Here is a 22,042-nt window from a genome sequence, read left to right as displayed (position 1 = left end):
AATCGATATAGATTTCGGCACCTATAGCTCAGTTGGTTAGAGTAGAAGACTCATAATCTTTTGGTCCCTGGTTCGAGCCCAGGTGGGTGCACAACACGGTCGCATAGCTCAGCTGGATAGAGCAACTGCCTTCTAAGCAGTAGGTCTCAGGTTCGAATCCTGATGTGATCACTATTTAAAACAAAAACCCTTGTAAATCAGATATTTACAAGGGTTTTTAATTTTTACTGTCAATATTACTGTCAGTTTTAAAAATTTATTCTTTCACAGAATCTTATTGCATCTGGACATTTTATAATAATTGATTCCTCAATTTTATTTGTAGTAAACCAAAGCATTCTATATTCTTTTTGATATTCGTAAAGATTCTTTTTCAGAAATAACTCGTTTTCCCCTGTCTCAATTAAAAATTGGTTAATGAATAAAGGGTCATTAATGAAGTCTTTATTATCTAGTAGGCTTTTTAATTTTTCTGACTTGTTATGAAAAATTCTGCTGTCTTCATAATTGCAAATACCTTCAATTCCTTGAGTACAATTTTCAATTTTTGACATTACTTCAAGACTAAAAAAAGTTGGATTATTAATTTTAATTGCTCCAATTGCATTAAAATCTTTTATAATCCTTTCATTTAATTCTAATGAACAACAAAGAATGTAACTATTTAACCCTGCTTCATATTTTATAGCATGAGTATCGCCCTTTTTGTCTTCAAACCAAATCAAGGCGTCTCCTTCTTCTCTATCTCCTTGTATTTCATTTGGATAATTTCTGAATTTCGAGAAGCAACTTAAATTTAATTCTCCACTATCAAAGAAGTTATCTAACCATTGTTTTTTATTTAATAAGCGATAAATTGGTTGTTTTCTTGTCCTCCAGTTATAGGGTATCGATGGATTATCTATATTCATAAATACACTATCTATATAAGGGATTGATTCTCCTTCCATTTCTTAATTAAATAGCCTCAACCATTTCAATTTCTTTTTCAGTTAATTCATAAAGCTTATAAACCATTGTATCAATTTCATTTTCTGTTTGATGTATTTGAGATTTAATATCAATTGCTTTAATCTTTTGTGCTTCAAAATATTGAAGCAATTCAGATTGTTCATTTAAAGAAAGTTTAACTTTTTGTTTTTCAAATTCATTAAAAAATTCTTTTGCTGTTAATTCGTTCCATTTTGAAAGTTTTAAAGATTGAATAATATTTTTATAACGAAGTGAAATAATAGAACTTAGGGAGTTCAAAATTTCATTCTCTTTTTTCATCAATTCTTTTAGAAAAATTATTTTCTCTTCAAATTCACTTTCTATTTCTTTTTTTTCTAATAAACATGGTAATGAGGAAACATATTCTCCTTTGAACTGTGCAAAAGCCTTATTTTCTCCACTAGATTGCATTTTATGATAATATCCTATAAGCTTTGAATTTAATTGAGCTAATATTGAATAAATAAAACCACGTTTTGGAATAATTAAATAACAGTTTTTTAACGCAAAATACCCTAACAATTCAATATCTGCTGTAATTTTGTTTCCAGTTCTGCGCATCAAGATTTTTTGACTTTTAAAAAAATCTTCATTCGCATTGCTTTTCATTTCTTTCTTAACAAAATTCACATAGCTTCCAGAGAAATAGGTAGAATATCTATTTATATCTTTTCCTAATAAAATTGGTTTATGAGAATCATTTATTTTTTCAGAAAAAATCCACTTTGAATTATCTCTAGTTTCTAAACCTCTATAAACTGTTGCATTATCAGATAATTTTGAACATGCATCTAATTTGTCTGTTATAGAATCGCTTTTCTTAATAAAAGGATTAACTCCTTTTTTGAGAATAGAAATATCTAAAGTTTGCGACTCTATATTACCTAAATTGAACAGTGGAATAACAACAACTTTTTCTTTCTCTTTTTCCTTATCAAGTATGAGAATTAAAGTTTCAACTATTTCATCAAAAGCCGAATTTTTTAAATTTATAATTTGTCTAACATATTGAGAATAAACACCGTTTCTCATCCTTGAAAAATATTTATTATCAAGCCAAGAAGATGGTATAATAAATCCTAATTGCCCTTTATATTTTAAAATTTTACTAATTGCTAATTCAGTAAATAAAGCATATGTGTTGGGATTGTACTCAGCAAACGAATATCTTTCGGATAAATAATTAATAGTATTCTCCCCTACAATAGACTTTATATAAACTACATAAGGCGGATTTCCAATAACCACGTCAAAACCGCCTTTTTCAAAAACGGCTGTAAACTCTAAATCCCAATTAAACGCTTTATCTCCTGCTACTTTAATATCATCAATTAAAGAATTACCGCACTTTAAATTATTATTTAGAGAGTTTAGTTTACGGCCTTTTCTGGCTGTACGCAACCACAAAGAAAGTTTTGCTATTTCAACAGCTTCTTCATTTATATCAACTCCGTAAAGGTTATTTTCTAAAATGCTGGTTTCAACATCAGATAAAATAATACTTCCACCTAAAAGCCTACCCCTTAATTCATCTAATTTTGAATGTTCTAAAATCAAAAAGTCTAAAGCTTGGTTTAAAAACGCACCCGAGCCACAAGCTGGGTCTACAATTTTTAATTCTAAAAGCCAATTTCTGTAATCGTCAATTTTTTGATTTAATTCTTTTCTTTTATCAGTTAGTTTTTTACCTGCTTTGCATCTATAAATTCAAAATCCTCTTCAATGAGTTGAAGTTTTACTTTTTCATCTTTACATAATGTGCCTATGGTATTTTCTACTATGTATTTAGTAATATATTTAGGAGTATAAAAAACGCCGTCTTTCTTTCTTTTGGTTACTTTTTCAACCTTAACTTCTTCTAAACTAGCTTGTATTTCGTCAATCTCATTTAAAGAATGTTCAAAAATATGCCCTAAAATATTTACATCAACTTCACTATCAAAATCATAATTGCTTAATTTTAAAGAACCTTTGTAAAGCAAATCATCTTCAATAATTAAACTGTCTAAAACCTCATCAGGTGCAAATAAACCGCCATTATAAGCAAATATTTCACCGTCTTTGCCATGATAACCAGTATTTAAATAATCGAAGTTTTTACGAAATCTTGTATAAAGTGGGATATAATTATCATATCTATCTTTTAAATCTGTCCAATCCTGTAAAATCTTTCTTGTCCAGTTAGGAGCAACTAAACCTCTATCTTCAGCAAAGAATAAAAACAAAAACCGATCTAATAATTTCTGCGTTTTCTTGAATAAGAATAATTTATCATGATCTGTATTTTTAATGCAGATGTCGTTAAATAATTCATTCCTAAACTTTGCATAATCTGAATAGAGTTGCTTTGTTATCTTTTCTTCCTGATGGTTGGATGCTTCTTTTATTTGAGCAGGAATATTTTTTAAAAGATAATTTGCGCTTAAGCAAACCCACATTAATTTAAAATCCTCAAAAGCGAGATTGAATAAATCAAACTCTAAAAACTCAACTGCGTTATCAATGTAGAATCTTAACTTTTTAAAGTTTGAAGTAATTACGTATTTACATTCTTGCTGATTGTTTTTATATCCAAATGCCTGGCTTTCTATATTCGCCAAATCAATTGTTTTGGTAGATTTCAATTCTATTACTGCGGTAACTACTAAACCGTTTAAAATTGCTCCGTCTGCTTTTTTGCTGTTGCCCTCGTTCTTTTGTTCAGTTATCAGGTTATGATTTTCATCTGGATAAAGTCTATACCCTAAAATATTAACAAATAGTTCTCTTAAAAATCCTTCTTGATATTGTTCTTCTTTTGCATTTAAAATGTTTTCTTGCTTTGCTGGGTTATTAAATACGCTTTGGAAGCGTTTAAAAGAATCTTGAATTTCAGAAATTGAAAGTTCGTTGTAATATTTGTTTAATACAGATTTTTGAAATAAAGACATTTAATAATTAAGATTTCCTAAATATGGTAAAAACCAGATAAATTTTAGGATAATTTTAATTAATTCTAATTTATTTAATGATCATCTTCTTTATTTCCTTTAAACTGTTTTCCCCATTTTTGTCCCTCGCTTCTAAACTTTCTTAATGCTTCTTTTTCAGCTTTATAATTTTCTATTTGTATGGCTTTTTCATTCAAGATTACTTTTTCACTAATAATTTTCCCAACATGTGAAGCAAACTCATCATACTTATCAAGCCTAATCCAATTTGAATCGCTAAAAGCAATTTTGAACGATTTATCAATATATTTTAATTCGTAGGCTATGTTTTCAGGCATATTTCCAACAATTATAGCTTTTACTAAAAATTCATATTCGGTATTTTTATATTTAACCTTTAGTTTTTTCCAATTAATAAATGGGTTTCCATGTATGCCTGTCATATCTGAAATAGTAATAAAAATAATTGCTAATATTTTTAGTAAATCTAGTCAATTATTTATTTTTGATTAATTAAAATTTCATATTTTTAATCAACATTTCCTAATATTAGGTGTGTAGCATTAGAAAGACTTTCGTCTTGACAATTGATTTCAGCAAATCTTAATCTGCAACCCAAACCATCAACAATTTCTTACCTTTGCATTCAATGATTCAACATCAAGAAGAAACAATAGTAGCCCTGGCTACACCAAATGGAATTGGGGCAATCGGGGTAATTCGTTTATCTGGTCCAGACGCAATTAAGATAATTAATTCTGTATTTAAAGGAAAAAATCTAGAACAACAGGATAGCCATACCATACATTTTGGGGCGATTAGGGATGGAGAAAACATTATTGATGAGGTTTTAATTTCCTTGTTTGTTGCACCAAAATCTTACACTAAAGAAAACGTAGTGGAGATTAGTTGCCATGGCTCGAAATATATTATTGATAGGATTATAAAACTATTAATTAAAAATGGGGCGAGATTAGCGAAAGCGGGAGAATTTACTTTAAGAGCTTTTTTAAATGGGGGATTAGATTTGTCTCAAGCAGAAGCAGTTGCAGATTTAATTGCATCCAATTCTAAAGCATCTCATCAATTGGCTATGCAACAAATGAGAGGAGGCTTTTCTAATGAATTAAAAGCATTACGAGAGCAGCTAATTCATTTTGCGAGTATGATAGAGTTAGAACTTGATTTTGGTGAGGAAGATGTTGAATTCGCTAATCGTGATGATTTAAAAAGGTTAATCCTACTGCTTCATAAAAATATTTCACATCTGATTAGCTCTTTTGATTTAGGAAACGTAATTAAGAATGGCGTACCAGTTGTAATTGCTGGCAAACCTAACGTTGGTAAATCTACTTTGTTAAATGCTTTGTTAAACGAGGAAAGAGCAATTGTATCTGAAATTGCCGGAACAACTAGGGATACAGTTGAGGATGAAATAAACATCAAAGGAATTAACTTTAGGTTTATTGATACGGCTGGAATTAGAGAAACACAGGACATAGTAGAAGCAAAAGGAGTAGAGCGCACTTTTGAAAAGATAAAGTCATCTGCAATAGTGTTTTATCTATTTGATGCTAAAGAAACAAATGAAAAAGAATTAGATCAAATTCTAACTGATTTAAAGACGGTTATTAACCAAAACAATAGCACATTAATTGTAATTGCTAATAAAGTTGATATTCATCCATTAAATAATTCCAATCACACTATTTTACAAATATCTGCTAAAGAAAAAGTGAATCTTCAATTATTGGAAGATGCTTTATTAGATGCCGTAAATCTTAATTTGCTAAATTCTGATGAGGTTATTGTGAGTAATATCCGACATTTAGAAGCTTTACAAAAAACAGAAGAAGCTTTAAATCGGGTTTTAAATGGAATTGATAATCCTATAACTTCCGATTTTTTAGCTTTAGATATCAAACAAGCCTTACATTATTTGGGTGAAATTGTAGGTACAGTTACTACTGATGATCTTTTAGAGAACATATTTTCTAAGTTTTGCATTGGAAAGTAAATCCACTGAAAATTAAAAAATATCTATATTTAATCATTGAAAAAGAGATTACAGATGAAAAAAGATATAAGATGGCAACAGCGTTTCAGCAATTACCGAAAGGCTTTAAATCAACTTTCTCAAAATATCGGGTATATCAAAGCATCTTATGAAAATTTGGATTTTGAAGACGAAGAAGTTTTTGAAGAAGTTACCAAAAGCATCGCAGATATTTTAAAACAAGGATTGATACAAAGTTTTGAGTTTACGCATGAGTTAGCATGGAAGGTAATGCAAGATTTTGCAGAAGATCAAGGCAATGCAGAAATTAGAGGAAGTAAAGATGCCACAAGATATGCAGCTCAGGTTAATTTAATTACCAATGCTCAAGAATGGATGAACATGATTTTGAGCAGAAACGAAACTTCTCATACTTATAATGCTGAAACAGCCGATGAGATTTTTAAAATAGTTATAAAGGTTTATTATCCGCTATTCGTAAATTTCGAGAATAAAATAGAACATATAATAAATGGTAATCAAGGAAAATTATTGTAGGGCAGAAGAGATTGGCTTATCTAATGAAGATTTGAACAAAATTAGGTTGGTTTTTACTTCTTTTTCCAAAATTGAGCAAGTTTTACTGTATGGTTCAAGGGCAAAGGGAAGTGCAAAAACATATTCTGATATTGATATTACTTTGATAGGCGATTATTTAGATTTAAATACAAAATATAATTTAGATTTAGCTTTGGACGATTTATATCTTCCTTACACCTTTGACATTAGCATTTTCTCTAATATTGATAATCCTGATCTTCTATCGCATATAGAACGAATGGGTAAACTTTTATATACCATATAGCTATAAATAATAAATAGATTTTTTCCTATTTTAAAAACGGCAAAACAGCGCTAGGGACAAATTGACTAACGTCACCACCGTATCTTAAAATATCCCTGACAATGGTAGAGCTGATGGAAGAATAGCCGGGTTTGCTTACGATAAATATAGACTCAATTTCAGGAATTAGAGAGTGATTCATTTGAGCGATTGCTTTTTCATATTCAAAATCTGAAACGGTTCTAATGCCCCTAATCATGTGAGAGGCTCCAATTTCTTTACAAAAATTTACCGTTAAACCTTCATAAGCTACCATTTCTAATTTAGGTTCATCTTTAAAAACTGCAGTAATCATTTCTAATCTTTGCTCAATTGTCATTAAAGATTGTTTGGTACTATTGGTTCCAATACCTACATAAATCTTATCAAATAATGATAAAGAACGCTTTAATATATCAACGTGAGCTTTTGTAATCGGATCAAAAGAGCCTGGGAACAATGCAATTTTCATGAGAAAAATTTTGATTAAAATTAAGGTTTTAATTTAAAAAAGCTAAAAGCAGAATAACCGTAAACACGTTTATCTGTAAAATTTGGATGGTTTGATAAATCTTGCATACTCTGATGCTCAATAATTAAAATACCATTTTCGTTTAGTAAGTCTTTTTCAAAAACTATAGTGGCAATTTCAGGAATTCGATTTAAATCATAAGGTGGATCGGCAAAAATTAAATCAAACTTTTCAGTTTCTTCATTCAAGAATTTAAAAACATCAGCTTTAATGGCATTAAGGTTATCGATTTTTTGTTCTTCGGCTATTTTTTTGAGATAATTAAAACATCCAAAATTTTTGTCAACCGAGGTAATTGAGATAGCATTACGTGAAGCAAATTCTAAACTAATATTACCAGTGCCGCTAAATAAATCCAGCACTTTTATAAAATCAATATCAATTTGATTCTGTAAAATATTAAATAAGGCTTCTTTGGCCATATCTGTTGTTGGCCTTACCGGTAAATTTTTTGGAGGATTAAACCTAATTCCTTTGAGCTTGCCGCCAATTATTCGCATAAATGCAAACTTAATAAAGAAAAGAAACGCGGCATTACTGGATGTCCTAATCCATTATAAAACAATGGAAGACTATCTTGATCAGTAACTTCTGTACGAGGAAATTGCTTCACAATTTTTTTAAAGGTATCTCCAAATTGTTGTATATCGCCACTTACCTTAACAGTAACAGATGCTGGCTTAATTTTATTCTGTTGAACAGATAATAAAATAAAATACAGAAGTTCATCATCATTTTGATACTCAAACACATTGTAGAATTGAAATTGATGATCTTTTAAAATTATAATTTCTACAAAACCATGCTTAATATTAATAAATAACTGAGAAAATCCAATTTGACTAAAAGCATAAATAATCCCATTATAGAAAGGCACAAATTGAGGGAAAATTTCTGCATTGGGGAAAATTGTACTTAATTTATCTAATTGCAATTCGGGCAATGCATAAATTGCTGTAATTCCAGATTTTTCTAAAGATTTTGTTAAAACTTTATCATTATCAGAAGGTTGGATATATTTACTGTAATTTTCTAGATCTTTTTGATGATAAATTTCTGAAGGTATAAACGTAAACTTTTGTGTAGGTAAACTAATTTTGGTTTTAGCAAAACTTCCTTGCAAAACTAGGTCGTTTAAATCGTTATAAATAACTGTTGGCTTGTGTGCGATAGATTTTACACCTTTATCTGAGGGGTCTATGATGGCATAATTATAAGAATTAAGACCAATTTCTAAATACAATTCAAAATCTTTGAGATTTAAGTTTTCAAAGCCATCTACAGAAAGGATAATTTTATCGCTCATACAAAACAAAAGTAAAAATTTATCTGTAAACCTAGGTCAGAATTAAAGCTGTTTAAAAAGGTTTGAGCACCTATTTTGTTAATTGTTTGCGTTAAGGATTGAAGTGACATCCTTTTTTGCTTTATCTGCAAAAAAGATATAACGGAAAGCCTGTAAAAACGCCCAAAAATTTTAGCTTATATTTTAATCTAAAATGAGTTTATAATCAATTGTTTTTTTTTAGCGAAATTTGAAATAATGAGCATCGCACATGATTTAGCAAAGTCTTTTCCGCATTTACCTAATCCTCAACAGCTTTATTTGTTTGATAAACTTGACCAATTTATGCGTTTAAAGCAGGATAATTGTGTTTTTGTATTAAAAGGATATGCAGGTACGGGAAAAACAACAGTCATTAGTACGCTTATTAAATTATTGCCAAGGTATAATCTTAAGACTGTTTTATTGGCACCAACGGGTAGGGCGGCTAAAGTTTTGGGCAATTATTCAAATAAAGAAGCGTCAACAATTCATCGTAAAATTTATAGAAAAAAATCAGCTGTTTCACCAGATCTGCAGTTTAGTTTGGCAGCTAATTTACATAAAGACACCTTGTTTATTATTGATGAAGCTTCTATGATTGCAGATGAGAAAACGGATTATAGCGGAAGTAGTTTATTGGAGGACGTGATTTCTTATGTTTATGAAAATCAGAATAATAACCGGATAATTTTTATTGGAGATACTGCCCAGCTTCCTCCAGTTGGGTCTTTAGAAAGTCCTGCTTTGGTAAAAGAAAAGCTAAATCATTTTCAACTGGTTGTTTCTGAAGTGGAACTTACCCAAGTGGTAAGACAAGATCTAGAATCTGGTATTTTGCATAATGCTACTACTATTAGAGAGCTTATCCGCACAGAAGAGGAAATTTTCCCCACTTTGGTTACTAAAGGATTTAAAGATGTTTATCGGATGATGGGAGATAAAATTGTGGAGGGTCTAAACTACGCCTATGATAAATATGGAATGGAAAATAGTTTGGTTGTTTGCCGATCTAACAAAGGGGCAAATATCTTTAACCAAAGCATTAGAAATCAAATTTTATGGCGTGAGGATGAAATAACCGGAGGTGATTTGGTGATGGTGGTGAAGAATAATTATTTTTGGTTAGGAGAGGAGAAAGGCGGTTTTATTGCCAATGGTGATATTGGGAAAATCACTCGGGTTAAAAATATCCAAGAAATGTATGGCTTCAGATTTGCCGAAGTTCAAATTCTATTTGCTGATATTGATCAGGAGCCTTTAACCTGCAAAGTAATGTTAGATACGCTTTATGCTGAAACACCAAATTTACCTTATGCAAGGCAAAAAATATTGTTTGAGGAAATGATGAAAGATTATGAGCATTTGACTACAAAAAGAGCAAAAATGGAGGAGTTAAAGAAGAATCCTTATTTTAATGCTTTACAAATTAAGTTTGCTTATGCGGTTACTTGTCATAAAGCACAAGGCGGACAGTGGGATGCGGTATTTATAGATCAAGGTTATTTAACCGAAGATATGATCAATATAGAATTGTTAAGATGGCTTTATACCGCTACAACAAGGGCTTCTAAAGAACTATTTTATGTAAATTTTACCGATTTATTTTTTCCAAATTCAATTATAACTGACTCTTAAGAAGAAGCTTTAACAAAGTAACCAACCAAGAGCAAAATAATAATTATAAAAATGGAATTGCTCCATATAGAAAATTTAAAGTCTTTTCTTTTATTAAGTATAGAAATTTTTGTTTGAGTTTCTTTAAACTTTTGATCGGTATATAAATTCTGAAAAACATTAACAAGTTCTACCATAATCTTCATCTCTACATCTCCTTTAACCAACTGAACTGCCTCTTCATTTAGACCTTGGTTTTTCAAAATTATGATTTTGTTCATCTCCTCTATCTTTTTGTCAACGAGTAAACGAAGCTTCTCAATATCCTTGGCGTTAGATTCAATTAAGCCGTAGCTTTTAGAAATTGTAAAAAACCTGACTTTTTCTGATTCTAACTTATATAATGATTTTTTATATTGATTAAGATAACTTGAATCCTTACTTATTAAATAGCCTCTTTCAAAAGATTCTGCCTCACGCAAATCCAAAATCATTGCATTAGAGCTTTCTAAAAAATCATATTTGTCTTCACTTGTCTTTAAATTAGAAGATATATTGCTATAAGTATAAAGTGTGAAGTACAAGTATCCGGTTGAAGATAATATACCAACCAAAATTAATAAGTAAATGATATTTACTTTTTTCATTCAAGATAATTTCAAGTAGATTTAGACAAAAATAATAAAATACTTAAAATTTTACAGTAGTAATTAAATTATTTAATTGACTTGATTTTTAAAGTAAATTTAAATCCATTAGTGATTTTTCCTGATGAAATATTTTTATCCACTGCAGTAACTTCTTTTTGTACCAAACCTACTTTTTTGGCGTAAGTGGCATATACTAAATCTTCTCTAATCAAATTTTGTTCGTCAATTTCTTTTACAACAATTGTAGAATCAAAGGTGAGTGTATTTATTGTTGACGCAGCAATATCATTTTCTATAGAATAATCCTGCTCGCCAATTGTATTTTTAGAATTTCCGTTCCAAAAACTTCCAGCTAAAGGAGGAAAAATAATTCTAATAAATCTTTGATTATTAATAAATTCTTCCCCACTTCTTACTGTTTTACTTCTGGTAAAAACTTGTTGAAATACCCATGGAGAATTTACATTTAATCTCTTGTATCTTTCTATTCGGTAATTTAAACCTCCTGCTAAATCATCAAAAGTATTAGTAATACTATCTTTTATCTCAAATTTATAATTGGTGCTGGTATTGGTGAAATTACTGTAAGCAGTAGAATCTACATCATAAACTAAAACAGAATTTATTTTTAGTGGATAAAAATCACTTTGTAAATCTTTTGCAGGAGCGTTAGATTCCTTGGTGCAGGATATAGCTAAAAAACAGAAAGAAATTAAAACGAAGGTGTTGATTTTATTCATCAATACTAATTTAGCATAAAAACGTAGAATTTTGTTTATTAATCTATTATGATGATCAATTAGATTTAATAATTTTATTATGGCGTTTTAACACGCTTTTCGCTGTATCTTTTTGTGAAAACAAAAAGGATGTCGCTTCAATCGTTAACGCAAAAAAACTAAACTAAAAAGCCACCACCTAATAAATCATTGCCTTCGTAAAAAACAGCAGATTGTCCAGGAGCAATTCCAGAAACGGCATGATGGAAATTCACTTTCATATTACCACCAATTTGTTGGATAAAACTCATAGCACCAGCATCTTTATATCTGATTTTTGTAGTAGCTTCTAAAGGCTCCATAATAGATTCATACTTAATCAGATTGATATTTCTAACTAAAGCTTCTGTTTTTTGCAATTCATCCTGAGTTCCCAACACAACAGTATTACTATCCGGTAAAATTTGGGTAACAAACATTGGATGGCCGAAAGCAATTCCTAAACCCTTGCGTTGCCCAATAGTATAAAACGGATAACCATTATGTTTGCCCACTCTTGTTCCATCGGTTAATACGAAATCACCACCATTTACATCATTTTCTAAATCAGGAACTCGGTGTTTTAAAAATGAACGATAATCGTTTTCTGGCACAAAACAAATCTCATAACTTTCACTCTTATTAGCCAATTCTTGCTGACCCATATCTAAAGCCATTTGCCTGATTTCTGGCTTAGAAAAAGAACCTAAAGGGAATCTTGTCCTCGCTAAATTTTGTTGAGAAACTCCCCAAAGCACATAGGATTGATCTTTGTTTTCATCCTTACCTTTAGAAATCACATATCTTCCGCTATCCTGTTGACGAATATTTGCATAATGCCCGGTTGCAATAAATTCACAATCCAATTTGTCCGCTCGTTTCAGTAAAGCTTCCCATTTAATGTGTGTATTGCATAATACACAAGGATTTGGCGTTCTGCCAGCCAAGTACTCATCAACAAAATTATCAATTACAAAATCACCAAATTCATCTCTGATATCAAGAATATAATGAGGCATTCCATAGCCAACAGCTAAAGAGCGAGCGTCATTTATAGAATCTAAACTGCAACAACCTGTTTCTTTAGAATTTGAGCCAGAAGAAGCGTAATCCCAGGTTTTCATTGTCAAGCCAATTACTTCATAACCTTGCTCATGCAACATTACGGCAGCAACAGAACTATCTACACCACCACTCATCGCCACTAAAATTCTTCCGTGTTTACTCATTTCTAAATTTAAAACGTTGCAAAGGTAAATTTTAATATTGGGATGGGGAAGATGAGGAAGTCAATGAGGTGTAAGATTTAAGTTGATTCCCAAATTTAATCTTGAGCACAAACAGTCAAAATCGCATACCTAGTTATACGTACACCAAAATCAGTAATTGTAGTGATTAATTTAATGTGGCTACATCCTAACTTTATTACAAATTAAATAGCTATGAAAATATTAAAAAACTCAATTCTAATTTTTGCAATGATGTTTTCTTTAATATCTTGTTCAAAAAACAATGACCCAGTTCCTGACCCTTTAATTCCACCTATTTCTGGGGCAGTTTCTATCTCAGGAATTAGTCCTGACTATGGAAAATCTGGTACTGAAATAATAGTTACTGGAACTAATTTCAGTATTAAAGCTTCAGAAAACATCGTAACGTTAGGAGGCAAAGCCGCAACCGTAACTGCTGCTACTGCTACCCAATTGAAGATAATTGCACCTGCTGATGCAAGTCATGGTAATATTGAAGTTAAAGTAGGTGCAAATATTGCCACAAGTGTAATTTTCAATTATGAGCCTATCATTTCTTCAATAAGCGCCACTTCCGGTAAGGTTGGCGATGCTATTGTGATTACTGGTCAGCATTTTGGAACTATTATAGGTGATTTTGAAGTAAAATTTAATGGTACTGCTGCTGAAATTACAGCAGCGACGGCTACTACACTTTCAGTTAAAATTCCTACGGGTGCAACTAGTGGTTTAATAAGCGTAGCTCGAAAAACCAAATCTCCGGTAAATGGCCCAAACTTTTCTGTATCAGCAGGAAGTGGAGGAACAAGTAATGGATTTACAATCATCAATAATTCTGTTACTATTACAAATCTGCTTAAATCTGATGGAGGAGATGGGCGGGTGCTTTGTATGACTTTAGACGAATCAAGAAATATAGCTTATGCATGTACTGTTGATCAAGTTGTGAAAATTGATTTATCAACTAATGCTGTTTCCACAATAATCAAAAACTCAGCTTATTTAAATATCCCTAACGGACTTCCATCTGCTATGGATGTTGATGCCAATGGAAAGGTTTACGTTATGGCACAGTTTGTTGGTGCAGTACCACCTACAGGCGGTAATGTTTTTATAATTGATCCTATCGCGAAAACAGCTAAACTTCTAGGTAATCGCTATATCGGAGTATCTCTTGTTGGCTCGTTTGGTCAAAATGCTCCATTTCAGGTAATGGGAAATGGAGAGATCATTGCTATTGACCAAAGCTTTAGGGAAGTATGTAAGTTCTCTGCAGATTTAAGTGTTCGTACGGTAATTTATACTTTGCCACTGGTGTTAGAAACATTTGTTCAGTTGATAAAAGTTAATCAAAATACCGCTCGAATTGTTTTAACGGGTATCAGCAATAAATACTATTATGATTATTCTACAAGTTTGGGTTCTAAAACAAATTTTGATGAACCAACAGGGTTTAAAATGATTTCGCAAACAATAGGAGGAAATATCAAATATGGTGTTGCTGGCGAAATTATTGTAGATAATAATAACAAACTATCTGTCCAACAAAGAACAACTTACACAGTTGGGCAATTAAATAATGCACAAACTAGTTTTGATAAAAAGGGCTCTTTTATTATTGAGAGTTTGTTTGAAACGAGCAATGTTAAGTTTTACAACTTTGTGGGACTTAATGGTAAAAATTATTTTTACGCCGATAAAAATGGTAATATGTATGTACACATTTTAGGAAGTGCTGCAACTGAAACTGGTATTTTTAAAATCTCTCTTAATTAAAATTGAATATAGAAGTTCTAATAAATTGAGTATTAAATTTAAAGTTAAAGATGGCTGTTAAAATTTATTTTGACAGCCATCTTTTTTTAATTTAATTCTCTGAATTTTTTATCAAGATTGTAAAATAGAGTTTTAAAGAGTATTGAAAAAAAACAAAATTTGCTATTTCTTAAAAGTTAATTAATATTATAAATCAAATAGTTATAAACAATTAACTAATTAATAACTTTAATTCTTCAGGTAAATCTTCAAAAACATCGATATCTGATAAAGTAGCTGTTGTATCATGATTAATATTTAGAGATTCTAATATTTTAACAGTATCAGAATATACATTTTCGGTACTCCACTCAACATCACTGAATATAGGTTTTATCATTTCAGAAAGCCCTAAAAGGTAATAACCTCCATCTTTTGCAGGTCCAATAACTACATTTTTATCTTTTAACTTCTCAAAAGCATTCTCAATTACATTTTGATCAAGTTCATAACAATCAGAACCAACAATTAAAACCCTCTTATAACCTTTATTAAATAATTGCTCAAAAGCATCTTCCATTCTTCCGCCTAAATCACTTTCCTTTTGATAAGCGGTATGGTAAATCTCATCGCCCCAAGGCACTTTATTGGATGACATCTTGTCATAAAATAAAAATTTATCACAATTTAAATCTTTAGTAATCAGATTTGTATGATTTAACAATTCTTTATAAACTTTAAGTGCATTCTCGTTTCCAATTGTTGCTGCTAAACGAGTTTTAGAACGACCTAATTCTGGATATTTTAGAAAAATTATAATGGCTTCTTTATTCATTTTTATGGTAATATTCTAATCTGCTTCTTCAAAATCATCAAATAAATTTAATTGTCTAAATGTGATGATATCATTTTCTTCATTATAAAAATTGGAAATTGTAACGCCCAACAATCTAATTTTTTTATTCTCCAAATCTATTTTATTTAGGAGTTCTACTGCGTTTTCAAAAATAACTTTTTGATCAGTTACGTAATTTATAAAAGTATAGCTTCTGGTAATTTGACTAAAATCACTAAATTTTACTTTTAGGGTAAGCGTTTTACCTTCTTTATTTTTTACGTTTAATCTGTTATAAACAATTATTGATAACTTTTCAATTTCCTTTTTTAAAACTTCTATATCATCAATATCATTTTCAAAAGTATCTTCTGCACCTATAGATTTAGAAATTCTATTTGCATTTACAGGTCGATCATCAAAGCCTCTAACAATTTGATAAAAAAACTTTCCCGTTTTTCCAAAATGCTTTTGCATCTCATTTTCTGATAGTTTTTTTAAATCCGAGCCATAAAAAAGCCCTAAATTTTTCATTTTTAAGGCGGTCACTTTTCCTACACCAAAAAATTTTTCTACAGGTAATGCTTCCATAAAAGGAATGATTTTAGAGGGACCAATAAAAGTTAAACCATCCGGTTTATTGATATCTGACGCTATTTTTGCAACGAACTTATTTACAGAAACTCCTGCAGATGCTGTTAAGTTTAATTCATTTTTGATCGCGTCCTTAATCGCTTTTGCAATATCAATGGCCGAACCAATGTTCATTTTATCTTCGCTTACGTCTAAATATGCTTCATCTAAAGATAATGGTTCAATTAAATCGGTGTAGCGACTAAATATTTCTCTAATTTTTTGTGAAACTTCTTTGTAGGCCTCAAATCTTGGTTTGGTAAATAATAAATGCGGACATAATTGTAAAGCAGTTTTAGACGACATTGCAGAGCGTACCCCAAATTTTCTGGCTTCATAACTTGCAGTTGCTACAACGCCTCTTCCATCTGGCGAACCTCCAACTGCTAAAGGTTTCCCTCTAAATTCCGGAAAATCTCTTTGCTCTACTGATGCATAAAAAGCATCCATATCTATATGGATTATTTTTCTTTTAGGTTTCTCTTCAGCATTATTCATTATTCATCATTAAAAATTCATAAAGCTAAAGAAATCATGAATTTTAGCATTCACAAAACAATCATGGCATTTAGAAAAAGTGAGAAAGCAATCTAATAAATCGGTTAATATATGAAGTACGAAACCCAAAGCAATAATTTTGACTGTTTGTTTAGGATAAAATAGGAGTACAAAATAAAAGGCAATGGCGTAATAGGAGTGTAGCGGATGAAAACCGATACTGCATCTATGGGGATCAAAAATAGGATTTGCCAAAAGATGGTCTAAATCAATCAACATGGTAGAAAGCAAAAACAAGTAGACTTTTAGCCAGGTTTTTTTAAAAAAGGCAATAGCAATTAATGCTGGAAAAATAAAATGTAAGCTATAATGCACTAGAAATTGCATGTAACAAAGGTTACAAATTATCTTCAATTAATAATTGAAATACAAACTTAATTTCTACTTTTGCGGCGTTATGGTTTTTCGCCTTGGCGAAAATTAAAAGGGAATAAGGTGTAAATCCTAAACTGTCCCGCAGCTGTAAGCTCTAATAACTATTTTTCATTCTTAAAGTCACTGTTCGCTAACCTGCGAATGGGAAGGCAGAAAAATAGGGAGTAAGTCAGAATACCTGCCAAAACATTTTTGATTCATAGCTTTCGCGGACTGAAGCTGATGAGTGTAGATACTTCTCTTTTATATAAAGGTATTTCCATTCCATTTTTTTCCGTGAGCTTAATTTAGATTGATGTTTTTTAAAATATATCTATTCGGCTTTACTTTTTTTCTGATTTTAATCGGAAATATCGGCTATGCTCAAATAGATTCTACACAAAAATTAAAAGAAGTTAAATTAAAAATCAAAAAAGAAAAACCCAGTTTAAGGGCTATTCAAACCATTGATTCCACATCATTCCTAAAAACGAGTTCTTATAATGTTGCTGATGCGATAAGAAATTTTGCTGGTGTAAAAATCAAAGATTACGGTGGAATTGGAGGCTTAAAAACAGTTTCTGTTAGAAGTTTAGGAGCAAATCATACCGGCGTTCAAATTGATGGGATTAATTTAAGTGATGCTCAATCTGGGCAAATAGATTTAGGCAAATTAATGTTAGATAACGTTGAATCTATTTCACTTTATCAAGCCCAACCAGATGATCTATTGACTAATGCCCGTTCTTTTGCGTCTGCTAGTTTAATCGTTATTAAAACAAAAGCACCTTCTTTTGATGTTGGAAGAACTAGTAAATTATCTCTAAAATATACAGGCGGTTCTTTTGGTTTGATAAATCCTTTTATACGGTACGACCAGAAAATTAATGATAATTGGACATTTAATGTTAGCTCAGCTTTGCAAAAAGCTACTGGAGAATATAAATTTAAAGTTGATGGGGATGGTTCTGATACTATATCTATAAGAAGAAATTCTAAAATTAACACTTTATTGTTTGATGGTGGTGTTAGAGGGAAACTGGGAAAGAATGCTTTGCTAGAAGTTAGAGCAAATTATTATGATTCTGAAAGAGGATTGCCTGATGCAGTAATATTTTATAACCCAACAGGAAATCAAACTTTATGGAATAAAGATTTTTATACTCAAGCAAAATTTACCCAAAAGCTAGGAGAAAAATGGGATTTATTGGCTAGCGCTAAATTCAGTCGTAATTATACCCGCTACAACGACCCGGATTATCTGAATTTAAAAGGAGAATTGGATAATCAATATACCCTAAAAGAATATTATCAATCGGTGGCAGCAACGTTTAGCCCAATTAAAAACCTGAATTTTAATTATGCTGCAGATTTATTTTTCACTACACTTTACACCAACCTTTACCAATATGCTTATCCATTACGCACTAGTTTATTGCAAGTAATAGGAGGGAAGTATCAACTGAATAAATGGACTTTTGAAGGAAACATTTTAAATACTTACATCAAAGAAAAAGTAAAAAACGGCAGACCTTCACCAGAACGAAATATTTTCACACCAACCATTTCATTGTCTTATCAGGCATCATCAAACTTAGTTTTAAGAGGATTTTATAAAGATATTTTTAGATACCCAACTTTTAGTGATTTATACTATACCAATTTTGGGAACAGGAAACTGAATCCAGAAAAGGCTAAACAATATAGCACAGGTTTGATTTACAGTAAATTTACAAATACAAAATTCAACTGGTTTGCTTTTAGCTCCGACTTTTATTTTAATCAGATAAATGATAAAATTATTGCTTTGCCAAATAAAGATTTATTTATCTGGACAATGTATAACATCGGTAAAGTAAATGTTTATGGGGTAGATTTTACCAGTAAATTCAATTATGAAATCAACAAAAAATCAGAATTACAAGCCAATATCAATTACACCTATCAATCGGCTTTAGATAAAACAGATCCTACATCAGCAGTTTACAACAATCAAATTCCTTATACACCACATCATACAATTGCATTTAATGCTGGTTATCAAACTAAAAGTTGGGGCATTTTCTATAATAATATTTTTTCTTCTGGGAGGTATTATTTAGGAGAAAACAAGCCAAATTACTTTGTGAAGGGATTTTTTGTAAGTGATATATCTGCAAATTATCAAACAAATATTTATAATAAACCAATCAGCCTTTCGGCAGAAGTAAATAATATTTTTAATCAGAACTATTCCATTATCAGGAGTTTTCCTATGCCTGGCACATCCTTACGTTTAACAATTAAAACAATTATATAATCATGAAAACAAATAATACAATTTTTAAACTTTTAGCTTTTGCTTTTATAGCAACCATCATTTTTAGCTGTTCTAAAGATGACTCAATATCAGAACTACCAGAAATAAGATCGGGATTTTATATTTTAAATGAAGGTGGTTTTAACTCTAATAACGCCTCTTTAGATTATTATAATTTTGAAAACGCCTCATTAACAAGCAGCTTGTTCGCTCAAAAAAATAAAAGAGGACTTGGAGATACAGGAAACGATGCACAAATTTATGGCAGCAAAATGTACATTGTAGTTAATGCTTCAAACACTGTGGAAGTAATCAATGCAAAAACGGCACTCAGTATTAAGCAATTGGATTTTAAAAATAATGGTAAAGGAAGACAGCCACGTTATATCGTATTTAACAAAAATAAAGCTTTCGTTTCTTCTTATGATGGTACTGTTGCCGTTATAGATACTGCAAGTTTAGTTATTGAAAAATTTATTACCGTGGGGAGAAACCCCGAACAAATGGCCATTGCAAACAACAAAATTTATGTTGCTAATTCTGGTGGATTAGACTATCCTAATTATGATAAAACAGTTTCTGTTATAGATTTGAATACATTAACTGAAATTAAAAAAATTCCAGTGGTAATAAATCCTGGAGGCGTAGCTGCAACTGCTGATGGAAGAATATATGTAAAATCTACAGGCGATTATGATAAAATTATGCCATCCCTAACTATTATTGATAGCAAAACTGATGAGGTAAAATCCACTAAAGAATTTTCAGGTAGCGGAATGACCATTGTTGAAGATAAAGCTTATTTTCTGACTTCTGCAGGGGTTAAAGAATATGATTTAAATACAGATGCTGTTACAAAAGACAATTTTATAACGGATGGAACTACCTATAAAATTGGTTATGGTTTAAGTTATGATAAAATAAACCAGCAATTATTTGTTTGCGATGCACAATCCTATTCAGGTACAGGAGCAATTTTATGTTTCGATAAATCTGGTAAATTACTTTATAAAGTTAATACTGGTGTTTTACCAAGTAAAGTTATATTTCTAAATAAGTAAGTTTTATTACCATAAAAGATTTGCTATTTTTACGTTTCAATAAAAAGATATGTCATTAAAGAATTTTAACATTAGAAATTGGGTACTGCTTTTCGTTATTGTTTTAGTTACAGCAACTAGGTTCATCCCATTAAATGGAAATATAAGCTGGTTTAACTTTACACCTGTTGGTGCAATTGCACTATTTGCTGGTACTTACTTTAAAGAAAGATGGAAAGCTTATTTAGTGCCTTTATTAGTTTTGTTTGTGAGCGATATTTTCATAAATCATGCTTACACAGGTAACTGGACTTTATTTTACGGAGGTTTTCAATGGATATACTTAAGTTTTGCTATTATGGTATTTATAGGTTCCTTAATTAAAAAAGTAAATGTCGGTACCGTATTTTTGGGCTCAATAGCTGGTGTATTTGTGCATTGGATCATCACCGATATACAGCCTTGGTTATCAGGAACTATGTATAACAAAGATATTACTGGTTATTATCAGTCTTTGATAGCAGCTATTCCTTTCGAGAGAAACCTTTTATTAGGGAATTTAATATTTGGAGCTATTCTTTATGGAGGGTTTGAATTGGCAAAATCTAAATTCACGATATTAAAAACTAATAAAGAATTAGTATATTAATATTATTCATATAAAAGAGGTCATCAGTTTAATAATTGATGACCTTTTTTTATGATTCTAGAATTGATTGAGCCTAATATCAAACAACAAACCTATTTATTAATGTCAATCGACAGATAGAATTTAAATACATTAAAATTGCTAAAACTATAAATTAGATGTAGAACGAAATTAAACCTTCTCTTTTTGTATTAAGGCAGGTATAGTTTTTAGGATAATTTTTAAATCAAGCCAAATAGAATAATTTTTAGCATAGTAATTATCTAATAGCTTTCTTTCTCTTTCAGACATGTTCTTTTTACCACGTTTACTTGTTTGCCACAATCCGGTTAATCCTGCAGGCCCAAGAAAACGCATAGACCATTCATTTGTGGTTAACTGTTCAGCCTCATATAGTGGTAATGGTCTATTCCCAACTAAAGACATGTCTCCTTTTATTACATTCCAAAGTTGAGGTAACTCATCTATACTTGTATTTCTTAAGAAATTTCCCAATTTGGTTATCCTAGGATCGTTCTCAAATTTAAAAAATGAGGAATTTTCATATTGATTTTTATTTGCTAAAGCTGCCATTTCAGCTTCTGCACCAATTCTCATGGTTCTAAATTTATAAAAATCAAATATCTTATAACCAGTTCCTACACGTTTACTATTATAGAAAATAGGTCCTTTTGAATCCAGTTTTATTAAAATTGCAATAATTATAAATAATGGAATCAACGCAATTATAGTAACCATAGCCAAAGCTAAATCTAAAAATCTTTTTAGGACAGGTATACGGTAAACTACCTGAGGAACTTGCGATAATTGAGAAACTTGAGATCTAAGAGCTTTATAGAAATTCAGGAATTTAACCCTTTCTTTTAAATCACTATATGGAATTGGCGCATGATAACAATCACTTACCCCAATTTCCATTGCTTTTTTAACAAAAAGTTTACTGGGCTCGGTTAGTAAAAAAATTGTTGTAAAAGTTTTAGTGTAAA

General features: G+C 30.6%; 22 protein-coding genes, 2 tRNA genes and 1 riboswitch. Of the genes, 10 read left to right on the top strand and 14 right to left on the bottom strand.

All coding sequences use genetic code 11. The annotated features are described in order from the left end of the window. The first annotated feature begins 17 nt into the window (after positions 1-17). Positions 18-91, top strand: a tRNA-Ile gene (locus tag A5893_RS15695). Positions 92-97: 6 nt separating this feature from the next. Next, a tRNA-Arg gene (locus A5893_RS15690) sits at positions 98-171 on the top strand. A 77-nt stretch (positions 172-248) separates the two neighbouring features. On the opposite strand, the gene A5893_RS15685 is transcribed toward A5893_RS15690, so the two are convergent. The 4 genes from A5893_RS15685 to A5893_RS15675 all read right to left on the bottom strand — a co-directional run bounded on the left by A5893_RS15685 (position 249) and on the right by A5893_RS15675 (position 4,366). After that, entirely contained in the window at positions 249-950 is a 702-nt protein-coding gene (locus A5893_RS15685; RefSeq protein ID WP_068823539.1) for a hypothetical protein, read from the bottom strand. A gap of 7 nt (positions 951-957) precedes the next feature. After that, positions 958-2,700, bottom strand: a complete 1,743-nt coding sequence (locus A5893_RS17945) for an Eco57I restriction-modification methylase domain-containing protein (RefSeq protein WP_317040605.1) — start codon at positions 2,698-2,700, stop codon at positions 958-960. Beyond that, a complete protein-coding gene (locus tag A5893_RS17940; protein WP_198342345.1) occupies positions 2,670-3,923 on the bottom strand; it encodes a type IIL restriction-modification enzyme MmeI in 1,254 nt (417 codons plus the stop codon). The genes A5893_RS17945 and A5893_RS17940 overlap by 31 nt, the downstream gene beginning before the upstream one ends. 74 nt (positions 3,924-3,997) lie before the next feature. After that, on the bottom strand, positions 3,998-4,366 hold the full coding sequence (locus tag A5893_RS15675; protein ID WP_068823538.1) for a hypothetical protein: 369 nt from the start codon (positions 4,364-4,366) through the stop codon (positions 3,998-4,000). A 206-nt stretch (positions 4,367-4,572) separates the two neighbouring features. Here A5893_RS15675 and mnmE point away from each other — a divergent pair, with 206 nt between their 5' ends. From mnmE to A5893_RS15660, 3 genes are read left to right on the top strand one after another with little or no spacing between them, the layout of a single operon-like run. Next, on the top strand, positions 4,573-5,940 hold the full coding sequence (gene mnmE / locus A5893_RS15670) for a tRNA uridine-5-carboxymethylaminomethyl(34) synthesis GTPase MnmE (protein ID WP_068823537.1): 1,368 nt from the start codon (positions 4,573-4,575) through the stop codon (positions 5,938-5,940). 54 nt (positions 5,941-5,994) lie between these two features. Then, positions 5,995-6,477 carry a nucleotidyltransferase substrate binding protein gene (locus tag A5893_RS15665; RefSeq protein WP_068823536.1) on the top strand — a complete coding sequence of 161 codons (483 nt, stop codon included), beginning with the start codon at positions 5,995-5,997 and terminating at the stop codon, positions 6,475-6,477. Further along, entirely contained in the window at positions 6,452-6,784 is a 333-nt protein-coding gene (locus A5893_RS15660) for a nucleotidyltransferase domain-containing protein (protein WP_068823535.1), read from the top strand. Before A5893_RS15665 ends, A5893_RS15660 begins: the two co-directional genes overlap by 26 nt. Before the next feature lie 25 nt (positions 6,785-6,809). On the opposite strand, the gene coaD is transcribed toward A5893_RS15660, so the two are convergent. The 3 genes from coaD to A5893_RS15645 are packed head-to-tail and all read right to left on the bottom strand — an operon-like array spanning position 6,810 to position 8,640. After that, a complete protein-coding gene (gene coaD / locus A5893_RS15655) occupies positions 6,810-7,274 on the bottom strand; it encodes a pantetheine-phosphate adenylyltransferase (RefSeq protein WP_068823534.1) in 465 nt (154 codons plus the stop codon). Positions 7,275-7,294: 20 nt separating this feature from the next. Next, positions 7,295-7,834 (bottom strand): RsmD family RNA methyltransferase, encoded by a 540-nt coding sequence (locus A5893_RS15650; protein WP_068823533.1) that lies wholly within the window; start codon positions 7,832-7,834, stop codon positions 7,295-7,297. Continuing rightward, positions 7,825-8,640: a DUF3822 family protein gene (locus tag A5893_RS15645; RefSeq protein WP_068823532.1), complete on the bottom strand. Its 816-nt coding sequence runs from the start codon at positions 8,638-8,640 to the stop codon at positions 7,825-7,827. The genes A5893_RS15650 and A5893_RS15645 overlap by 10 nt, the downstream gene beginning before the upstream one ends. 237 nt (positions 8,641-8,877) lie before the next feature. Here A5893_RS15645 and A5893_RS15640 point away from each other — a divergent pair, with 237 nt between their 5' ends. Continuing rightward, the gene (locus A5893_RS15640; RefSeq protein ID WP_068823531.1) at positions 8,878-10,296 is read left to right on the top strand and encodes an ATP-dependent DNA helicase; all 1,419 of its coding nucleotides are present in this window, start codon (positions 8,878-8,880) and stop codon (positions 10,294-10,296) included. Here the strand turns inward: A5893_RS15640 and A5893_RS15635 are convergent. The 3 genes from A5893_RS15635 to mnmA form a co-directional block, all read right to left on the bottom strand. Then, on the bottom strand, positions 10,293-10,922 hold the full coding sequence (locus tag A5893_RS15635; protein ID WP_068823530.1) for a CHASE3 domain-containing protein: 630 nt from the start codon (positions 10,920-10,922) through the stop codon (positions 10,293-10,295). The two genes, A5893_RS15640 and A5893_RS15635, sit on opposite strands and share 4 nt — an antisense overlap. Before the next feature lie 68 nt (positions 10,923-10,990). Then, positions 10,991-11,665, bottom strand: coding sequence for a hypothetical protein (locus A5893_RS15630; RefSeq protein WP_068823529.1), 675 nt, complete (start codon positions 11,663-11,665; stop codon positions 10,991-10,993). 158 nt (positions 11,666-11,823) lie between these two features. Continuing rightward, positions 11,824-12,912 (bottom strand): tRNA 2-thiouridine(34) synthase MnmA, encoded by a 1,089-nt coding sequence (mnmA, locus tag A5893_RS15625; protein ID WP_068823528.1) that lies wholly within the window; start codon positions 12,910-12,912, stop codon positions 11,824-11,826. A gap of 213 nt (positions 12,913-13,125) precedes the next feature. On the opposite strand from mnmA, the gene A5893_RS15620 reads away from it, so the two are divergent. Then, positions 13,126-14,709, top strand: a complete 1,584-nt coding sequence (locus A5893_RS15620; protein ID WP_082911469.1) for an IPT/TIG domain-containing protein — start codon at positions 13,126-13,128, stop codon at positions 14,707-14,709. A 211-nt stretch (positions 14,710-14,920) separates the two neighbouring features. On the opposite strand, the gene A5893_RS15615 is transcribed toward A5893_RS15620, so the two are convergent. The 3 genes from A5893_RS15615 to A5893_RS15605 are packed head-to-tail and all read right to left on the bottom strand — an operon-like array spanning position 14,921 to position 17,041. After that, positions 14,921-15,523 carry a TIGR04282 family arsenosugar biosynthesis glycosyltransferase gene (locus tag A5893_RS15615; protein ID WP_068823526.1) on the bottom strand — a complete coding sequence of 201 codons (603 nt, stop codon included), beginning with the start codon at positions 15,521-15,523 and terminating at the stop codon, positions 14,921-14,923. A gap of 15 nt (positions 15,524-15,538) precedes the next feature. Next, a complete protein-coding gene (gene dinB / locus A5893_RS15610) occupies positions 15,539-16,654 on the bottom strand; it encodes a DNA polymerase IV (RefSeq protein WP_068823525.1) in 1,116 nt (371 codons plus the stop codon). A 9-nt stretch (positions 16,655-16,663) separates the two neighbouring features. After that, positions 16,664-17,041 (bottom strand): DUF6122 family protein, encoded by a 378-nt coding sequence (locus A5893_RS15605; RefSeq protein WP_068823524.1) that lies wholly within the window; start codon positions 17,039-17,041, stop codon positions 16,664-16,666. Between the two features lie 54 nt (positions 17,042-17,095). Next, positions 17,096-17,289, top strand: a riboswitch (cobalamin riboswitch). Between the two features lie 95 nt (positions 17,290-17,384). On the opposite strand from A5893_RS15605, the gene A5893_RS15600 reads away from it, so the two are divergent. From A5893_RS15600 to A5893_RS15590, 3 genes are read left to right on the top strand one after another with little or no spacing between them, the layout of a single operon-like run. Next, a complete protein-coding gene (locus A5893_RS15600; protein ID WP_068823523.1) occupies positions 17,385-19,367 on the top strand; it encodes a TonB-dependent receptor in 1,983 nt (660 codons plus the stop codon). A gap of 2 nt (positions 19,368-19,369) precedes the next feature. Beyond that, the gene (locus A5893_RS15595) at positions 19,370-20,428 is read left to right on the top strand and encodes a YncE family protein (RefSeq protein WP_068823522.1); all 1,059 of its coding nucleotides are present in this window, start codon (positions 19,370-19,372) and stop codon (positions 20,426-20,428) included. 49 nt (positions 20,429-20,477) lie between these two features. Continuing rightward, on the top strand, positions 20,478-21,056 hold the full coding sequence (locus A5893_RS15590; RefSeq protein WP_068823521.1) for a DUF6580 family putative transport protein: 579 nt from the start codon (positions 20,478-20,480) through the stop codon (positions 21,054-21,056). A gap of 171 nt (positions 21,057-21,227) precedes the next feature. Here the strand turns inward: A5893_RS15590 and A5893_RS15585 are convergent, their stop codons facing one another. Then, complete coding sequence (locus A5893_RS15585) at positions 21,228-21,974, bottom strand: sugar transferase (protein ID WP_094336736.1); 747 nt, start codon at positions 21,972-21,974, stop codon at positions 21,228-21,230. Between the last annotated feature and the right edge of the window lie 68 nt (positions 21,975-22,042).

Origin of the sequence: Pedobacter psychrophilus (genome assembly GCF_001652725.1) — a bacterium.
GTDB lineage: Bacteria > Bacteroidota > Bacteroidia > Sphingobacteriales > Sphingobacteriaceae > Pseudopedobacter > Pseudopedobacter psychrophilus.
The sequence above is the reverse complement of the archived record's forward strand: the minus strand, read 5'-3'. Positions and strand labels throughout refer to the sequence as shown.

What these genes read in the sequence shown, in the direction of transcription:
- A5893_RS15685 (WP_068823539.1), bottom strand. Translation starts at nt 950, where the DNA reads ATGGAAGGAGAATCAATCCCTTATATAGATAGTGTATTTATGAATATA.
- A5893_RS17940 (WP_198342345.1), bottom strand. Translation starts at nt 3,923, where the DNA reads ATGTCTTTATTTCAAAAATCTGTATTAAACAAATATTACAACGAACTT.
- A5893_RS15675 (WP_068823538.1), bottom strand. Translation starts at nt 4,366, where the DNA reads ATGACAGGCATACATGGAAACCCATTTATTAATTGGAAAAAACTAAAG.
- mnmE (WP_068823537.1), top strand. Translation starts at nt 4,573, where the DNA reads ATGATTCAACATCAAGAAGAAACAATAGTAGCCCTGGCTACACCAAAT.
- A5893_RS15665 (WP_068823536.1), top strand. Translation starts at nt 5,995, where the DNA reads ATGAAAAAAGATATAAGATGGCAACAGCGTTTCAGCAATTACCGAAAG.
- A5893_RS15660 (WP_068823535.1), top strand. Translation starts at nt 6,452, where the DNA reads ATGGTAATCAAGGAAAATTATTGTAGGGCAGAAGAGATTGGCTTATCT.
- coaD (WP_068823534.1), bottom strand. Translation starts at nt 7,274, where the DNA reads ATGAAAATTGCATTGTTCCCAGGCTCTTTTGATCCGATTACAAAAGCT.
- A5893_RS15650 (WP_068823533.1), bottom strand. Translation starts at nt 7,834, where the DNA reads ATGCGAATAATTGGCGGCAAGCTCAAAGGAATTAGGTTTAATCCTCCA.
- A5893_RS15645 (WP_068823532.1), bottom strand. Translation starts at nt 8,640, where the DNA reads ATGAGCGATAAAATTATCCTTTCTGTAGATGGCTTTGAAAACTTAAAT.
- A5893_RS15640 (WP_068823531.1), top strand. Translation starts at nt 8,878, where the DNA reads ATGAGCATCGCACATGATTTAGCAAAGTCTTTTCCGCATTTACCTAAT.
- A5893_RS15635 (WP_068823530.1), bottom strand. Translation starts at nt 10,922, where the DNA reads ATGAAAAAAGTAAATATCATTTACTTATTAATTTTGGTTGGTATATTA.
- A5893_RS15630 (WP_068823529.1), bottom strand. Translation starts at nt 11,665, where the DNA reads ATGAATAAAATCAACACCTTCGTTTTAATTTCTTTCTGTTTTTTAGCT.
- mnmA (WP_068823528.1), bottom strand. Translation starts at nt 12,912, where the DNA reads ATGAGTAAACACGGAAGAATTTTAGTGGCGATGAGTGGTGGTGTAGAT.
- A5893_RS15620 (WP_082911469.1), top strand. Translation starts at nt 13,126, where the DNA reads ATGAAAATATTAAAAAACTCAATTCTAATTTTTGCAATGATGTTTTCT.
- A5893_RS15615 (WP_068823526.1), bottom strand. Translation starts at nt 15,523, where the DNA reads ATGAATAAAGAAGCCATTATAATTTTTCTAAAATATCCAGAATTAGGT.
- dinB (WP_068823525.1), bottom strand. Translation starts at nt 16,654, where the DNA reads ATGAATAATGCTGAAGAGAAACCTAAAAGAAAAATAATCCATATAGAT.
- A5893_RS15605 (WP_068823524.1), bottom strand. Translation starts at nt 17,041, where the DNA reads ATGCAATTTCTAGTGCATTATAGCTTACATTTTATTTTTCCAGCATTA.
- A5893_RS15600 (WP_068823523.1), top strand. Translation starts at nt 17,385, where the DNA reads ATGTTTTTTAAAATATATCTATTCGGCTTTACTTTTTTTCTGATTTTA.
- A5893_RS15595 (WP_068823522.1), top strand. Translation starts at nt 19,370, where the DNA reads ATGAAAACAAATAATACAATTTTTAAACTTTTAGCTTTTGCTTTTATA.
- A5893_RS15590 (WP_068823521.1), top strand. Translation starts at nt 20,478, where the DNA reads ATGTCATTAAAGAATTTTAACATTAGAAATTGGGTACTGCTTTTCGTT.
- A5893_RS15585 (WP_094336736.1), bottom strand. Translation starts at nt 21,974, where the DNA reads ATGGAAATTGGGGTAAGTGATTGTTATCATGCGCCAATTCCATATAGT.